The 14,996-nt window shown below is 71.0% G+C and carries 13 protein-coding genes; 3 read left to right on the top strand and 10 right to left on the bottom strand.

The window, feature by feature from the left end; genetic code table 11:
- Window positions 1-137 precede the first annotated feature (137 nt).
- Window positions 138-1,499, bottom strand: a complete 1,362-nt coding sequence (gene pafA / locus ACFY1P_RS17770) for a Pup--protein ligase (RefSeq protein ID WP_361535500.1) — start codon at window positions 1,497-1,499, stop codon at window positions 138-140.
- 9 nt (window positions 1,500-1,508) lie between these two features.
- A complete protein-coding gene (locus ACFY1P_RS17765) occupies window positions 1,509-2,771 on the bottom strand; it encodes an MFS transporter (RefSeq protein ID WP_361535503.1) in 1,263 nt (420 codons plus the stop codon).
- Between the two features lie 635 nt (window positions 2,772-3,406).
- Here ACFY1P_RS17765 and ACFY1P_RS17760 point away from each other — a divergent pair.
- Window positions 3,407-4,411 carry a LacI family DNA-binding transcriptional regulator gene (locus tag ACFY1P_RS17760; RefSeq protein ID WP_390751086.1) on the top strand — a complete coding sequence of 335 codons (1,005 nt, stop codon included), beginning with the start codon at window positions 3,407-3,409 and terminating at the stop codon, window positions 4,409-4,411.
- A 10-nt stretch (window positions 4,412-4,421) separates the two neighbouring features.
- On the opposite strand, the gene prcA is transcribed toward ACFY1P_RS17760, so the two are convergent.
- The 5 genes from prcA to arc form a co-directional block, all read right to left on the bottom strand.
- Window positions 4,422-5,186: a proteasome subunit alpha gene (gene prcA / locus ACFY1P_RS17755; RefSeq protein ID WP_361534373.1), complete on the bottom strand. Its 765-nt coding sequence runs from the start codon at window positions 5,184-5,186 to the stop codon at window positions 4,422-4,424.
- 47 nt (window positions 5,187-5,233) lie between these two features.
- Window positions 5,234-6,079, bottom strand: coding sequence for a proteasome subunit beta (prcB, locus tag ACFY1P_RS17750; RefSeq protein ID WP_361534371.1), 846 nt, complete (start codon window positions 6,077-6,079; stop codon window positions 5,234-5,236).
- Window positions 6,080-6,308: 229 nt separating this feature from the next.
- Entirely contained in the window at window positions 6,309-6,527 is a 219-nt protein-coding gene (locus ACFY1P_RS17745; RefSeq protein ID WP_058045164.1) for a ubiquitin-like protein Pup, read from the bottom strand.
- A 144-nt stretch (window positions 6,528-6,671) separates the two neighbouring features.
- Complete coding sequence (dop, locus tag ACFY1P_RS17740) at window positions 6,672-8,183, bottom strand: depupylase/deamidase Dop (protein ID WP_390751075.1); 1,512 nt, start codon at window positions 8,181-8,183, stop codon at window positions 6,672-6,674.
- 336 nt (window positions 8,184-8,519) lie between these two features.
- Complete coding sequence (gene arc, locus ACFY1P_RS17735; protein WP_361534366.1) at window positions 8,520-10,286, bottom strand: proteasome ATPase; 1,767 nt, start codon at window positions 10,284-10,286, stop codon at window positions 8,520-8,522.
- Window positions 10,287-10,607: 321 nt separating this feature from the next.
- Between arc and ACFY1P_RS17730 the strand changes: the two genes are divergently transcribed.
- Window positions 10,608-10,910: a ferredoxin gene (locus ACFY1P_RS17730; protein ID WP_361534376.1), complete on the top strand. Its 303-nt coding sequence runs from the start codon at window positions 10,608-10,610 to the stop codon at window positions 10,908-10,910.
- 4 nt (window positions 10,911-10,914) lie between these two features.
- Here the strand turns inward: ACFY1P_RS17730 and ACFY1P_RS17725 are convergent, their stop codons facing one another.
- The 3 genes from ACFY1P_RS17725 to ACFY1P_RS17715 form a co-directional block, all read right to left on the bottom strand.
- Complete coding sequence (locus ACFY1P_RS17725; protein WP_361534363.1) at window positions 10,915-11,493, bottom strand: hypothetical protein; 579 nt, start codon at window positions 11,491-11,493, stop codon at window positions 10,915-10,917.
- Between the two features lie 186 nt (window positions 11,494-11,679).
- The gene (locus ACFY1P_RS17720; protein ID WP_366003105.1) at window positions 11,680-12,585 is read right to left on the bottom strand and encodes a tRNA (adenine-N1)-methyltransferase; all 906 of its coding nucleotides are present in this window, start codon (window positions 12,583-12,585) and stop codon (window positions 11,680-11,682) included.
- A 59-nt stretch (window positions 12,586-12,644) separates the two neighbouring features.
- A complete protein-coding gene (locus tag ACFY1P_RS17715) occupies window positions 12,645-13,883 on the bottom strand; it encodes a site-2 protease family protein (RefSeq protein WP_390751074.1) in 1,239 nt (412 codons plus the stop codon).
- 122 nt (window positions 13,884-14,005) lie between these two features.
- Between ACFY1P_RS17715 and ACFY1P_RS17710 the strand changes: the two genes are divergently transcribed.
- Window positions 14,006-14,986, top strand: coding sequence for a RecB family exonuclease (locus ACFY1P_RS17710; protein ID WP_390751073.1), 981 nt, complete (start codon window positions 14,006-14,008; stop codon window positions 14,984-14,986).
- Window positions 14,987-14,996: the final 10 nt, after the last annotated feature.

Below are 14,996 nucleotides of genomic sequence, written 5' to 3'. Positions count from 1 at the left end.
CAGTCCAACTCGGGCTAGGGGGGTCTGAGCAGTGCCCGCCACTCTACGGCCTGAGCCACCTGGATCAACCGTTGCCCGACACGGCAGCGCGCCGGGGTGCGGCCCCGGCGCGCTGCCGTGACGGACGACGGACGGAACTACATCCCGGCGATCAGCTTCTCCACCCGGTCGTCCACCGAACGGAACGGGTCCTTGCACAACACCGTGCGCTGCGCCTGGTCATTGAGCTTCAGGTGCACCCAGTCGACGGTGAAGTCACGGCGCTGCTCCTGAGCCCGCCGGATGAAGTCACCGCGCAGCCGGGCCCGAGTGGTCTGCGGGGGCACCGACTTGCCCTCGAAGATCTTCAGGTCGTTGCACACCCGGGCCGCCTGGCCGCGCTTCTCCAGGAGGTAGTAGAGCCCGCGGCGGCGGTGGATGTCGTGGTACGCGAGGTCTATCTGAGCGATCCGCGGGTGCGACATGGTGATGTTGTTCTTCGCGCGGTACCGCTCGATGAGGCGGTACTTCATCACCCAGTCGATCTCGGTGTCGATCCGGTCGAGGTCCTCGTCGCGGATCGCCTCCAGGGTGCGGCCCCACAGCTCCAGGACCCGCTCGACCGTGCCCGTGCGGATGCCGCGGCGCTCGCAGAAGTCGACGGCCTTCTCGTAATACTCCTGCTGGATCTCCAGGGCCGACGCCTCGCGGCCGCTGGCCAGCCGCACCTTGCGGCGGCCGGTGATGTCGTGGCTGACCTCGCGGATCGCCCGGATCGGATTCTCCAGGGTCAGGTCGCGCATCACCGTCCCGGCCTCGATCATCCGCAGCACGAGGTCGGTGGCGCCCACCTTCAGCAGCATCGTCGTCTCGGACATGTTCGAGTCGCCGACGATCACATGCAGGCGGCGGTAGCGCTCGGCGTCCGCGTGCGGCTCGTCCCGGGTGTTGATGATCGGACGCGATCTCGTCGTCGCGGAGCTGACGCCCTCCCAGATGTGCTCCGCGCGCTGGCTCACGCAGTAGACGGCGCCGCGCGGGGTCTGGAGCACCTTGCCCGCGCCGCACAGCAGCTGCCGGGTGACGAGGAAGGGAATGAGGATGTCCGCCAGGCGGGAGAACTCGCCGTGCCGGGCCACGAGATAGTTTTCATGGCAACCGTAGGAGTTTCCGGCCGAGTCGGTGTTGTTCTTGAACAGATAGACGTCGCCCGCGATCCCCTCCTCGTGCAGGCGCCGTTCGGCATCGACGAGGAGTCCTTCGAGAATGCGCTCGCCCGCTTTGTCGTGGGTGACCAGCTCGATCACACTGTCGCACTCCGGAGTCGCGTATTCGGGGTGCGAACCCACATCCAGATAGAGACGAGCACCGTTGCGCAGGAAGACATTGCTGCTGCGCCCCCAGGAAACGACACGGCGGAAGAGGTAGCGCGCCACTTCGTCAGGTGACAGTCGGCGCTGTCCCCTGAACGTGCACGTGACGCCGTACTCGTTCTCCAGCCCGAAAATGCGGCGGTCCATGCCTGAACATTACGCCTGAACCCCTGTGCTGAAACCGGGTTCGACCGCACCGTTCCGATCATTTTCCGACCGGGCCACGACGGTGGACTCGACCTCCGGGGCCCGCAGGGCGCGCCGGGCGAGGACCAGCACCAGCAGCGCGGCGAATCCACCGCACACCGCGACCGCGAACCCCGCCGTGACACCGCCGCCGTTCTCCACCGCCGGACCCGCGAGTGCCGTGCCGATGGCCGCGCCCACACCGAAGGACGTCACCAGCCAGGAGAACGCCTCGGTCACCGTGCCGCGCAGCGCGTGCCGGTCGACGACGACGAACGCACAGGCCAGCGACGGCGCCAGGAAGACACCCGCCACACCGGCGAGCACCGTCATCGCGACCACGCCGGGGACCAGCAGCAGCGGTACGTAGCAGACCGCGAGCCCGGCCACGAGCACCCGCAGCCGCTGCTCCGGGCTGCCCGGCCACTGGCGGGCGCCGTAGATCGTGCCGCCGATGAGGGCGCCCACGCCGAGGGCGGAGAGCAGATAGCCGGCGACCGTGTCGCCGCCGTGGTCGCCGCCGTAGGCGACGGCCGCCAGGGCGATCGAGCCCAGCGCCGAACCGATGCAGAAGAACGCCCCGAGCAGCACCAGCAGTCCACGCGAGCGCAGCGCGCCCAGCCAGTGCGCGTCGCGGGGCTCGCTGCGCCACTGCCGCGAGGGCGGCGAGGTGACGACGGCGAGCGCGCCGAGCACGCCGAGCAGGTTGATGACGTAGAGCGCGCCGGCCGGGGACCAGCAGGCGACGAAGCCGGTGATGATCAACGGCCCGACGACGTACATCACTTCCTGCGCGATGGCGTCGAGGGAGTACGCGGCGTGGATGCGCCCCTCGTCCTTGAGCACCGAGGGCCACAGCGCGCGCAGCCCGCCCTCCAGCGGGGGCGTGAAGAAGCCGGCCACGACCATGGCGAGGTAGGGCAGCGGCAGCGGGTCGAGGCTCCCGACGGCGAAGAGGGTCATGCCGAGCGCGGACAGCACGGCCGCGGGGAACATCACCTTCGGCTGGCCGTGGAGGTCGACGGCCCGGCCGAGCAGCGGCTGGCCGACGGCGTTGGCCACGCCGTAGACGGCGGAGAGGGCACTGGCCAGCGCGAGGCTGCCGCCCTCGGCGCGCACGAACAGCACGATCGCGAGCGCGGCGGTGGCGTTCGGCAACCGCCCCACGAGGGTGCCGGTCAGCAGACGCGCCGCGTACCGCGTCCTGAGCATGTCGCCGTAACCGGCCGCCATCGATGACTCCAACTCTCTTCCCGAGCCTCTTCCCGAGCGTCGGGTTTTACGTATAACCGTTGACGTTATACGTACCATGATGAGGCCGAGCCGGTCCACCGGGCCGCCTGCGGCGAGCGATGTGGACGGGGAGGCTGCCAGTGTCGAGTGGGTCTCGGCGGACGGACGACGTAGGGGCGGACGGCCGGGCGGACGGGGGCGCCGGCGAGCCACGGGGCGGGCGCCCGGACCCGGCGGGGGCGAGCGGGGGGCGCAACGGTGCGGGCGAGAGCGTCGGCCACGCGGCCGACGAGCGCCAGCGGGCGAGCGATGACGAGGCCGGCGGGGCGATGCCGTCGGCCGACGGTGACAGGCCCGCGCCGAGCGGCCGTCGCGGCCGCGCGAGCGAGGAGCGACTGCGGGCGCCCGACGGCGGTGCCGCTGCGGCGGAGCCCCGGGACGACGGGGTGCGAGCCGGCCACCCGGGCCCCCGCGCCGGTGCGGCCGAGGCCGGGGACGACGGCCATGCCGCCGCGGCGGGCCCCCGGGCCGATGAGGCACGGGCCGGGCGGCCGGAAGGCGAGTCCGGCCGGGTCGCCGGGCGGTGGCCCAGCATTCGGGGGGCGCGGGCCGGTGCCCGGGCCACCAGTCGGGACGTGGCGCGGGTCGCGGGCGTCTCGCAGGCGACCGTCTCGCTCGTCATGGGTGAGAAGTGGCGCGGGCGGGTCTCCGAGCGGACCGCCGAGGCCGTGCGGTCCGCGGCCCGCAGCCTGGGCTACCGCCCCAACCTCGCCGCCCGCAACCTCCGGCTCGGCCGGGCCAGGACGGCCCTGCTGGTCGTCCCGGCGCTCACCAACGAATTCTTCGCCCGCGTCTACACCGGCGCGGCCCGCGTCGCCGCCGAACACGGCGTCGGCGTGCTCCTCTATCCCTCCCCGGAGGGCGTCGGCCCCGCCCGCGACCCCTTCGCCTCAGCGCGTGCCACGCTCGACGGAATCATCGCCTCCTCCATGGCGGCGGACGCCCTGGCCGCCATCCGCGAGGGCGGGCTGCCGCTGGTCATGCTCGACAGCGACCCCCGGCGCGCCGAGACGGCGGCGACCGTCAACTTCGACATCGCCGACGGCATGCGGAAGGTGACCGAGCACCTGCTCTCGCTCGGCCACCGGCGCTTCACGCACCTGGCGGCCGACGTCGACTCGTGGACCTTCCACGTACGGGCCGGGGCGCTCGCCGACGCCCTGCGCGGAGTGCCCGGCGCCGAGCTGCACACCGAGCCCGCCGCCCTCGCCGTCGCCGACGGCCTGCGGGCCGCGGAGCGCGCCCTCACCCGGCCCGGCGCCCGGCCGACCGCGCTGATCTGCGACGACGACATCCTGGCGGCGGGCGCCTGCAAGGCGGCCCGGCGGCTCGGGCTGCGGGTGCCCGACGACGTCTCGGTGACCGGCTTCGACGACCTCTCCCTGGCGACGGCCGTCGAGCCCGAGCTGACCACCGTCCGGCTGCCCGCGGAGGCCGTCGGCGAGGCGGGCATGCGCACGCTGATGGCGGTGCTCGACGGCCGCGCCACCCCGGCGCCCGCCCTGCCGGTCGAGCTGGTGGTGCGGGGCAGCACGGCAGAGGCCGGGCGGGCCGGAGGATCCGGCCCGCCCGGCCTCTGAGGGCGGAGCGTCAGCTCTCGGTGGAGTCGGCGTCCGGCTCGTCCGCCGCGCTCTCCTCGGAGTCGACCGGAGCCGACTCCCCGTCCAGCAGGCGGGACAGCTGACGGCCCAGCAGCCGCTTGAACTTGCGCTGCTGGGGCCGCGTCCGGTCCAGGACGGCGACCTCCAGCTGCTCGGCGGTGAGCGTGCGCTCCCCGCCGTTGTTGTCCCGGGTGAGGGACTCGACCGCGAGCTTGAGCGCCTCGGCCAGGGTCATCCCGTCCCGGTGCCGCTGGTCGAGATAGCTGCTGATCTGGTCGGCGTTGCCGCCGACCGCGACCGAGCCGTGCTCGTCGACGATGGAGCCGTCGTGCGGCAGGCGGTAGATCTGGTCGTCCTCGGGGCCGGCCCCGACCTCGGCGACGATCAGCTCGACCTCGTACGGCTTCTCCCCGGCGCTGGAGAAGATGGTGCCCAGCGTCTGGGCGTAGACATTGGCGAGGCCACGGGCGGTGACGTCGTCACGGTCGTAGGTATAGCCCCGCAGGTCGGCGTAGCGGACGCCGCCGATCCGGAGGTTCTCGAACTCGTTGTACTTCCCCACCGCCGCGAAGGCGATCCGGTCGTAGATCTCGCTGACCTTGTGCAGCGCGCGGGACGGGTTCTCGGCCACGAAGACGACGCCGTCGGCGTACTGGAGCACGACGACGCTGCGGCCACGCGCGATGCCCTTGCGGGCGTACTCGGCGCGGTCGGCCATGGCCTGCTGGGGTGAGACATAGAACGGCGTCGACACCGGCTATCCGTCCCTTTCTGTCATAGACGAGTACATTCCGAAAAACCTCAGAGCAGTGCGGCGCGCGGCCCGTCCGGCTCCTCGAGCCGCCGGTCGTGGATCGCGCGGACGATCTCGGAGCACTGCGCCTCGGTCAGCTTCCGGAAGCCCTCGTCGGTGATGACGGTGACGATCGGATAGATGCGGCGCGCGAGGTCGGGCCCGCCCGTCGCGGAGTCGTCGTCGGCGGCGTCGTAGAGCGCCTGGACGACGAGCGTGGCGGTCTGACTCTCCGTCAGGTCCTCGCGGAAGAGCTTCTTCAACGAGCCGCGCGCGAAGACCGATCCGGAGCCGGTGGCCGCGAAGCCGTGCTCCTCGGAGCGGCCGCCCGTCACGTCGTAGGAGAAGATCCGGCCCTTCTGCCGGTCGACGTCCCAGCCGGCGAAGAGCGGGACGACGGCGAGGCCCTGCATGGCCATGCCGAGGTTGCTGCGGATCATCGTGGACAGCCGGTTGGCCTTGCCCTCCAGCGAGAGCTGGACGCCCTCGACCTTCTCGAAATGCTCCAGTTCGAGCTGGAAGAGCTTGACCATCTCCACGGCGAGACCCGCCGTGCCCGCGATCCCGACGGCGGAGTACTCGTCGGCCGGGAAGACCTTCTCGATGTCGCGCTGCGCGATGACATTGCCCATCGTCGCCCGGCGGTCACCGGCCAGCACCACGCCGCCGGGGAACGACGCCGCGACGATGGTCGTCCCGTGCGGGGCCTCCACGGCGCCCTTCACCGGAGGCAGCGGGCGGTTGCCCGGCAGGAGGTCCGGCGAGTGCGCGCCGAGGAAGTCCATGAACGAGGAGGACCCGGGCGTCAGGAAGGCCGCCGGCAGACGCCCGGTGCTACGAGTGTTGGCTTCCACGCGTTTCCTTCCACATATGCGGCGGCCCGCCCCCATGACGTTCCGCCCGATCGTGATGCCCCGACGCCGCGGCCGAAGCACAGTACGCCAGGGACCTTACCCGTCCCTTGATCGCGATCCACCCGCCCGGACGGAGCAGCGGGACAGATCACGTCGGCGACCTCCCCACGACCCCGCCGGGCCGGACAACTCGGCCTGACCAGGCCGTACTCGCGACAGGCCGAGCGGCCTACTCGCCGCCCTTCTGCACGAAGCTCCGGACGAAGTCCTCGGCGTTCTCCTCGAGGACGTCGTCGATCTCGTCGAGCACGGAGTCGACGTCGTCGGAGAGCTTCTCCTGCCGCTCCTTGAGATCCTCCGAGACCTGCGCGTCCTGCGCCTGCTCCTCCACGTCCTCCGTGGATCGCGTGGCCTTCTGCTGCCCGCCGCCGGTGTCCTTGGTCGCCATATCCCTCACCCCGCTCGGTTCGACGTACAAGATCGGACGTTCTCGTTCAGACCCTACAAGCAGGGTCCGACATCGGCCCTGTACTTGCTACAACGTCCCGGAACCACCGTGATGATTCCCGGTTCCCCCGCCTCTTAAGACCCCTCAGCCGCCCGAAAGCACCCGCACCAGCTCCTCCGCGGTGCGGCAGCGGTCCAGGAGCTCCTTGACGTGGTTGCGCGTGCCGCGCAGCGGCTCCAGGGTGGGCACCCGCTGGAGGGAGTCGCGGCCCGGCAGATCGAAGATCACCGAATCCCAGGACGCGGCCGCCACGTCGTCGGCGTACTGTTCGAGACAGCGGCCCCGGAAGTACGCCCGGGTGTCCTCCGGCGGTGCCGTGCGGGCGCGCCCGACCTCGGTTTCGTCCAGCAGGCGCTTCATCCTGCCGCGGGCCGCGAGGCGGTTGTAGAGGCCCTTGTCGGCGCGTACGTCCGCGTACTGCAGGTCCACCAGGTGCAGCCGGGCCGCGTCCCAGTCCAGGCCGTCCCGGCGGCGGTAGCCCTCCAGCAGCTCGCGCTTGGCCACCCAGTCCAGCTCGCCGGCGAGGCTCATCGGGTCGTGCTCCAGCCGCCCGAGCACGTCCTCCCAGCGGCCGAGCACGTCCTTGGTCTGCTCGTCCGCGTCCGCCCCGAAGCGGTCCTCCACGTATTTGCGGGCCAGCTCGAAATACTCCATCTGGAGCTGGACGGCTGTCAGCGTGCGTCCGCTACGGAGCGTGATCAGGCGCTTGAGGGACGGGTCGTGGCTGACCTGGTGGAGGGTGCGGACGGGCTGCTCGACGGCGAGGTCGGCGGTGATGAAGCGGTCCTCGATCATCGACAGCACCAGGGCGGTGGTGCCGAGCTTGAGGTAGGTGGAGATCTCCGAGAGGTTGGCGTCGCCGATGATCACATGCAGCCGGCGGTACTTCTCGGCGTCCGCGTGCGGCTCGTCGCGGGTGTTGATGATGGGCCGTTTGAGCGTGGTCTCCAGGCCGACCTCGACCTCGAAGTAGTCCGCGCGCTGGCTGAGCTGGAAGCCGTGCTCCCGGCCGTCCTGCCCGATGCCCACCCGGCCCGCCCCGGTGACCACCTGGCGGGAGACGAAGAAGGGCGTCAGGTGGCGCACGATGTCCGAGAAGGGGGTCTCCCGCTTCATCAGGTAGTTCTCGTGGGTGCCGTAGGAGGCGCCCTTGTTGTCGGTGTTGTTCTTGTAGAGGTGGATCGGCTGGGCTCCGGGCAGCTGGGCGGCGCGCTCGGCGGCCTCGGCCATGATCCGCTCCCCCGCCTTGTCCCAGAGGACGGCGTCCCGCGGGTTGGTGATCTCCGGGGAGCTGTACTCGGGGTGCGCGTGGTCGACGTACAGCCGCGCCCCGTTGGTGAGGATGACATTGGCCAGGCCGATATCCTCGTCCGTGAGCTGGCTGGAGTCGGCGGCCTCGCGGGCGAGGTCGAAGCCGCGGGCGTCCCGCAGCGGATTCTCCTCCTCGAAGTCCCAGCGGGCTCGTCGCGCCCGGTGCATCGCCGCCGCGTAGGCGTTGACGATCTGGGACGAGGTGAGCATGGCATTGGCGTTCGGGTGACCGGGGACGGAGATCCCGTACTCCGTCTCAATGCCCATTACTCGCCGTACGGTCATGCGGCCCTCCTTGCCCGGCGGCGCCCCGGAATGGGGTCGGCGCTCAAGTACCGCTGCGCTTCCGGTCCGTGTGCTCCCCCACGCGCTGAGCGGTGGTACCGAAGAGCCTAGAACGGCTTTGCGGCGGTGGGGAGATCATTACAGTCATTGCTCCGGTTCGTGCCGTACCCGGTCGATCGGCGCCGTCGTGGCGGATTCCTGGTGCAACCTGGCGGAAAATCTCGCGGGGACCCGGGGGCCGCCGAAAAGGCGGCGGAAAACGCGTCCGGCCACGGACGCCCTGGGTGTCCCCCCGCCAAAAGCGGGGGGTAGGACATCCGCAGCCGGACGACGGTTTTACAGATACTGACCGGTGTTGGCCACTGTGTCGATGGAGCGACCGGTGTCGGCGCCCTGCTTTCCGGTGACGAGGGTGCGGATGAAGACGATCCGCTCGCCCTTCTTTCCGGAGATGCGGGCCCAGTCGTCCGGGTTGGTGGTGTTGGGCAGGTCCTCGTTCTCCTTGAACTCGTCCACGCAGGCGGCGAGCAGGTGGGAGACGCGCAGGCCCTTCTGGTTGTGGTCCAGGAATGCCTTGATCGCCATTTTCTTGGCCCGGTCCACAATGTTCTGGATCATCGCGCCGGAGTTGAAGTCCTTGAAGTAGAGGACCTCCTTGTCACCATTGGCGTAGGTGACCTCCAGGAAGCGGTTCTCCTCGGATTCCGCGTACATCTGCTCGACCACCGACTGGATCATCCCGGCCACGGCCGCCTTGGCGTCGCCGCCGTGCTCGGCGAGGTCGTCCGTGTGGATGGGCAGGGTGGCGGTGAGGTACTTCGAGAAGATGTCCTTGGCGGCCTCCGCGTCCGGACGCTCGATCTTGATCTTCACATCGAGCCGGCCGGGGCGCAGGATCGCGGGGTCGATCATGTCCTCGCGGTTGGAGGCGCCGATGACGATGACGTTCTCCAGGCCCTCCACGCCGTCGATCTCGGAGAGCAGCTGCGGGACGATGGTGTTCTCCACGTCCGAGCTGACCCCGGAGCCGCGGGTGCGGAAGAGGGAGTCCATCTCGTCGAAGAAGACGATGACGGGCGTGCCCTCGCTCGCCTTCTCCCTGGCCCGCTGGAAGATCAGCCGGATGTGCCGCTCGGTCTCGCCGACGTACTTGTTGAGCAGCTCGGGGCCCTTGATGTTGAGGAAGAAGCTCTTCCCCGCGGGCTGGCCGGTGACCTCCGCGACCTTCTTGGCAAGGGAGTTGGCGACGGCCTTGGCGATGAGCGTCTTGCCGCAGCCGGGCGGGCCGTACAGCAGCACACCCTTGGGCGGCCGCAGTTCGTGCTCCTTGAAGAGGTCGGGGTAGAGGTAGGGGAGCTCGACCGCGTCGCGGATCAGCTCGATCTGGTTGCCCAGTCCGCCGATCTTCGTGTAGTCGATGTCCGGGACCTCTTCGAGGACGAGCTCCTCGACCTCGCTCTTCGGGATGACCTCGTAGACGTAGCCGGATCGGGGTTCGAGCAGCAGGGCGTCGCCGGGGCGGATGGTGATGTCCAGCAGCGGCTCGGCGAGCCTCACCACCCGCTCCTCGTCGGTGTGCCCGATGACCAGGGCCCGCTCGCCGTCCTCGAGGATCTCCTTGAGGGTGACGATGTCACCGGCCCGCTCGAACTCCATGGCCTCGACCACGTTGAGCGCTTCGTTGAGCATGACCTCCTGGCCTCGCCGGAGGTCGTCGAGCTCGAGGGTGGGGCTGACATTGACCCGGAGCTTGCGGCCTCCGGTGAAGATGTCCGCCGTGCCGTCCTCGTTCGCCTGCAGGAAGACCCCGAAGCCGGCCGGCGGCTGCGCGAGCCGGTCGACTTCCTCCTTGAGCGCGACGATCTGGTCGCGGGCCTCGCGGAGGGTATTGGCGAGCCGCTCGTTCTGAGCGGACACCCCGGCCAGGTTCGTCTGGAGCTCGACGATCCGCTCTTCGAGAATCCTCGTGTGACGCGGAGAGTCGGCGAGCTTGCGCCGCAGGACGGCGATCTCCTGCTCGAAATAGGCAACCTGGCTCGCGAGGTCGTCAGACCCTCGTCCCGGCCGGATGCCGCGGTTCATGTCGTCGTCGTGGGCTGCCACGGTCCTCACCTCCTCCAAGGGGAGCTGGACGCTTCCTGACCCTACCTGGGCAGGTGCTGGTTGAAACCCCTAGATCACAAACCCGGTCGGAGTGTGTCCGATCTTCACCCTTGCGCACGTCCCCACAGCAGGGGAATACCCACCCATCAACATCGGAAAGCGGGCGGTTGTATCGTCGAGTCGGTCAACACCCGTCAGGGCTGGCTCCAATTGATTCACGTACGCAGGAAACGGCAGGGCGAGATGACCGTGCAGAACGAAGACCGTGCCGGCGCTCCCGGCAGCACCGGGGTCGCCGAAGCCACCGCGGCCGAGGAGCCCCTGGCCGCCACGGCGGAGGCCGCCGGCGCGGAGGCGCTGGAGGTCTGGATCGACCAGGATCTCTGCACGGGTGACGGCATCTGCGCGCAGTACGCCCCCGATGTCTTCGAGCTGGACATCGACGGCCTGGCGTATGTGAAGAGCGCCGATGACGAGCTGTTGCAGGACCCGGGCGCCACGACACTGGTGCCGCTGCCGCTGCTGACCGACGTGCGGGATTCGGCGAAGGACTGCCCGGGCGACTGCATCCACGTCCGCCGCGTCTCCGACAAGGTCGAGGTCTACGGCCCCGACGCGGAGTGACGGATCACACACTCCCCGCTACCGGCAGGGCGGTGAGCGCGAACTTGCCGTCCCGCCACCGCCATTCGACATTCCGGCTCATGTCGGGACAGCAACGCGGCACTCTCGCGGAGGAGTAGCCGAGCAGAGTGGCCGAAACAGTCTCCCCTGTCACGCGGAATCCCGTGACGCTCATCTTCTCCGCGGGGTCGACCAAGGTCGCCAGGATCCGCGGCGGCCGGCCCTCCTCGGACGGCGGCGCGAGGACGTAGACCCCGCTGGCCGGAGTGCCGCCGCCGGAGGCGCAGCGCACCACGGCGGTGGTCTCGGGCCGCCCGTCGCCGTCGAGGTCGGCGGTGGCCTGGCGTACGACGTCGACCGCCCGGCCTCCGCAGTCGAGCGGGAAGTGCGCGGCGCGGGCGTCCGGTGCGGCGGCGCGGGGCGCGGAGGCGGCGGCGGTCTCGTCGCGCGGACCCACGAGCGAGGCGCAGACGACCACGGCGGCCAGCGCGGCCGCGGTGATCACCCAGTGCACGGGGCGCGCCCGGTGGTGCGGGAGTGGTTCGAAGGCCGTGGACGGGGTGTGCCCTGCCGGTGGCTGCACGCGCGCTGACTCCTGTGAGCTGGGCTGCGGGGGATGATCCGCATCGTGCCATATCGCCCGGCGCCGGGGAACAGGGGGTACGGGCCCGTCGCCGCGCTCGCGGGGCCCCAACACACGGGCGCCGCCGCCGAGTTCCGCGTGGTGCGGTACCCGGCGGCGGCGCCGCGGTGATTGATCGAGGTGGGGTCAGCTCTCGGCGGAGCCGCTCTGGCTGCCCGGCCCTGCGTAGTCCTCGCCGTACGCGCCCTTCGCCGGGCGGCGACGCCGCAGCGGCGGCTCGACGCCGTCCGCGAGGCGGCGGGCGGTGAGCAGGAAGCCGGTGTGCCCGATCATGCGGTGGTCGGGGCGCACGGCCAGACCCTCCACGTGCCAGGTGCGGACCATGGTCTCCCAGGCCGACGGCTCGGCGAAGCAGCCGATCTCGCGGATGGACTCGACGGTCCGTGCGAGCTGGGTGGTGGTGGCCACGTAGCAGCACAGGATGCCGCCGGGGACGAGCGCCTTGCGCACGGCCTCGAGGCACTCCCAGGGGGCGAGCATGTCGAGGATGACGCGGTCGACGTCCGTGTCGGACAGATTGTCCTGGAGGTCGCCGACGGTCAGCTGCCACGCGGGGTGCGGGCCGCCGAAGTAGCGCTCGACGTTCTGCGTGGCGATCTCGGCGAAGTCGGCACGGCGCTCGTAGGAGTGCAGCATGCCCTGGTCGCCGATGGCGCGCAGCAGGAAGCTGCTCAGGGAGCCGGAGCCGACGCCGGCTTCCACGACGCGGGCGCCGGGGAAGATGTCGGCCATGGCCAGGATCTGCCCCGCGTCCTTGGGGTAGACCACGGCGGCTCCGCGCGGCATGGACAGGACATAGTCGGGGAGCAGGGGGCGCAGCGCGAGGTAGGCGACGTTTCCCGTGGTACGGACAACACTGCCCTCGGGAGCACCGATCAGCTCGTCGTGCGGGAAGGCACCCTTGTGGGTGTGGAACTGCTTCCCGGCTTCGAGCGTGAAGGTGTAGTGGCGTCCCTTGGGGTCGGTGAGCTGGACCTGGTCCCCGACCTGGAAGGGGCCGCGACGGCGGGCGGCACCGGTCGGTTCGGACATGTGACCAGCCTACCCGTGATCGGGCGGGGGTACGGACACGGAGCCCGCCCGCGGGGTGGTCAGGAGGGCGTACGGGACATCGCGGCGACGAAGGCGCGTTCGACGTCGGAGGTCGCGAGGACGCCGTAGACCTCGCCGGTCTCCTCGATCACCAGGTATTCGGTGGCGGGGGTGGCGCGCAGGATGTCGAGGAGGTCCTCGCCCGCGAGCTCGGCGGAGACGCGCATGCCGGCCTTGAGGTCCTGGGCGAGGGTGCTGACGGCCACCCAGGGGCGGCGGTGCTCGGGCACGGAGACGATGGCCGCCTCGCGGACCAGGGCGGTGGGCGTGCCCTGGCCGTCGACGACGACGAGGGCACGGGCGCCCGCCTCGCCCGCGCGGCGCAGGGCCTCGGAGAGCGGGGTGGCCGCCTCGACGGGGACGGCGCGGCGGGTGAGGGTGCGGGCCCGCAGGCCGGGGAGGCGCTCGCGGAGGCGGGCCATGCGCAGGCTGTTGCCGGCGCCGGTCCAGATGATGGCGGCGAGGATCGCGGCGAGCAGGGCGTCGGTGAGGGAGTCGACGCCGCCGAAGCTGGGCGCCCCGTCACCGAGGCCGGCCTGGGTGAGCAGCGGGAGGCCGACGAGGACGGCGACGGCGAGCGCGCGGCCGATCCACGCGGCGGCGACGGTGCCGGTCATGGGCTTGCCGCTGATCTTCCAGACGACGGCGCGGAGCATGCGCCCGCCGTCGAGGGGGAGGCCGGGCAGCAGATTGAAGATCGCCACCAGGAGGTTGGAGATCATCAGGCCGGCCAGCAGGACGCCGGGCACGGTGCCCGGCTCGACGGCCAGCATGCCGAGGTAGAACAGCCCGGCCAGGACCAGGGAGAGCAGCGGTCCGACGAAGGCGAGGACGAATTCGCGGCCCGGGGTCTCGGTCTCCTTCTCGATCTCGGAGACGCCGCCGAAGAACTGGAGCTGGATCCGGCGCACGGGGAGCTTGAAGCGCAGGGCCGCGACCGTGTGCGCCAGTTCGTGCACCAGCACGGAGGCGTAGAAGGCGACGGCGAAGAAGAGCGAGACGAGATAGCGGACGCGGCCGAGCTCGGGCAGGACGCGGTCGAGCTGTCCGCCGAAGACCCAGGTGATGAGGGCGGCGACGAGGAACCAGCTGGGGGCGACATAGACGGGCACCCCGAACGGGCGGCCCATGAGGATGCCACCGCCGCTCTCGCGAGGGCGCTTGGGAACGCGGTCCCCGGGCTCGCCCTCGGTCCCGGCGCCCCCGCTGCCGGGCCGGTCCTGCCCGCTGTTGTCCACGGTGTCCCCTCGTCGGATGCGGCCCCCGCACCCGCGGTGCGTTCTCACGATCATGCAGTGCGAGAGCTTCTGAGTCGATGGTATGCGGCCGACTGTCAGTCACGGGCCGTAGGGTTCCTGTCATGGGTATCGCCACCGAGGAAACCGCCGGCAGCGGCGACGGGCAGGCCGGGCAGGCGCCGGAGAGTGCCGCGGAGCGGCCGTCGGGCGCCGTGCGTCCGGCCGCGCTGTCGCCGTCGCGCGCCGGTGACTTCATGCAGTGTCCGCTGCTCTACCGCTTCCGCGTGATCGACAAACTGCCCGAGAAGCCGAGCGCCGCGGCGACGCGCGGCACGGTGGTGCACTCCGTGCTGGAGCGGCTCTTCGACGCGCCCGCCGCCGAGCGCACCGCGCCGCGGGCGAAGGGCCTGGTGCCGGGCGAGTGGGAGAAGCTGCTCGCGGCCCGCCCGGAGCTGGCCGAGCTGTTCCTGCGGGAGGACGGCACGCACGACGGCGACCGCCTGGCGACGTGGCTGGCGGACGCGGAGCGGCTGGTGGAGCGCTGGTTCACGCTGGAGGACCCGACGCGGCTGGAGCCCGCGGACCGCGAGCTCTATGTGGAGACGGTGATCGACGGCGCGGGTTCCGCAGGCGGGGGGCTGACGCTGCGCGGCTTCATCGACCGGGTCGACGTGGCGCCCACCGGCGACGTGCGGATCGTGGACTACAAGACGGGCAAGGCCCCCGCCCCGCAGTACCGCGACGGCGCGCTGTTCCAGATGAAGTTCTACGCCCTGGTGCTGTGGCGGCTGCGCGGCCTGGTGCCGCGCCGGCTCCAGCTGGTCTATCTGGGCAGCGGTGACGTCCTGACGTACGACCCGGCCGAGGCCGAGCTGCTGGCGGTGGAGCGCAAGCTGCGTGCCCTGTGGGAGGCCATCGAGCTGGCGACGGACACCGGCGACTGGCGGCCCCGGCCCACCAAGCTGTGCGGCTGGTGCGATCACCAGGCCGTCTGTCCCGAGTTCGGCGGCACTCCCCCGCCGTATCCGCTGCCGGTCGTGGCGCAGCACGCCGGGCGGGTGGCCCCCGTCGCGGCCGCTCAGGGCAGAATGGACGCGGTCTAACGAAGGAGTT

This window comes from Streptomyces sp. NPDC001407 (assembly GCF_042895325.1).
GTDB lineage: Bacteria > Actinomycetota > Actinomycetes > Streptomycetales > Streptomycetaceae > Streptomyces.
The sequence above is the reverse complement of the archived record's forward strand: the minus strand, read 5'-3'. Positions and strand labels throughout refer to the sequence as shown.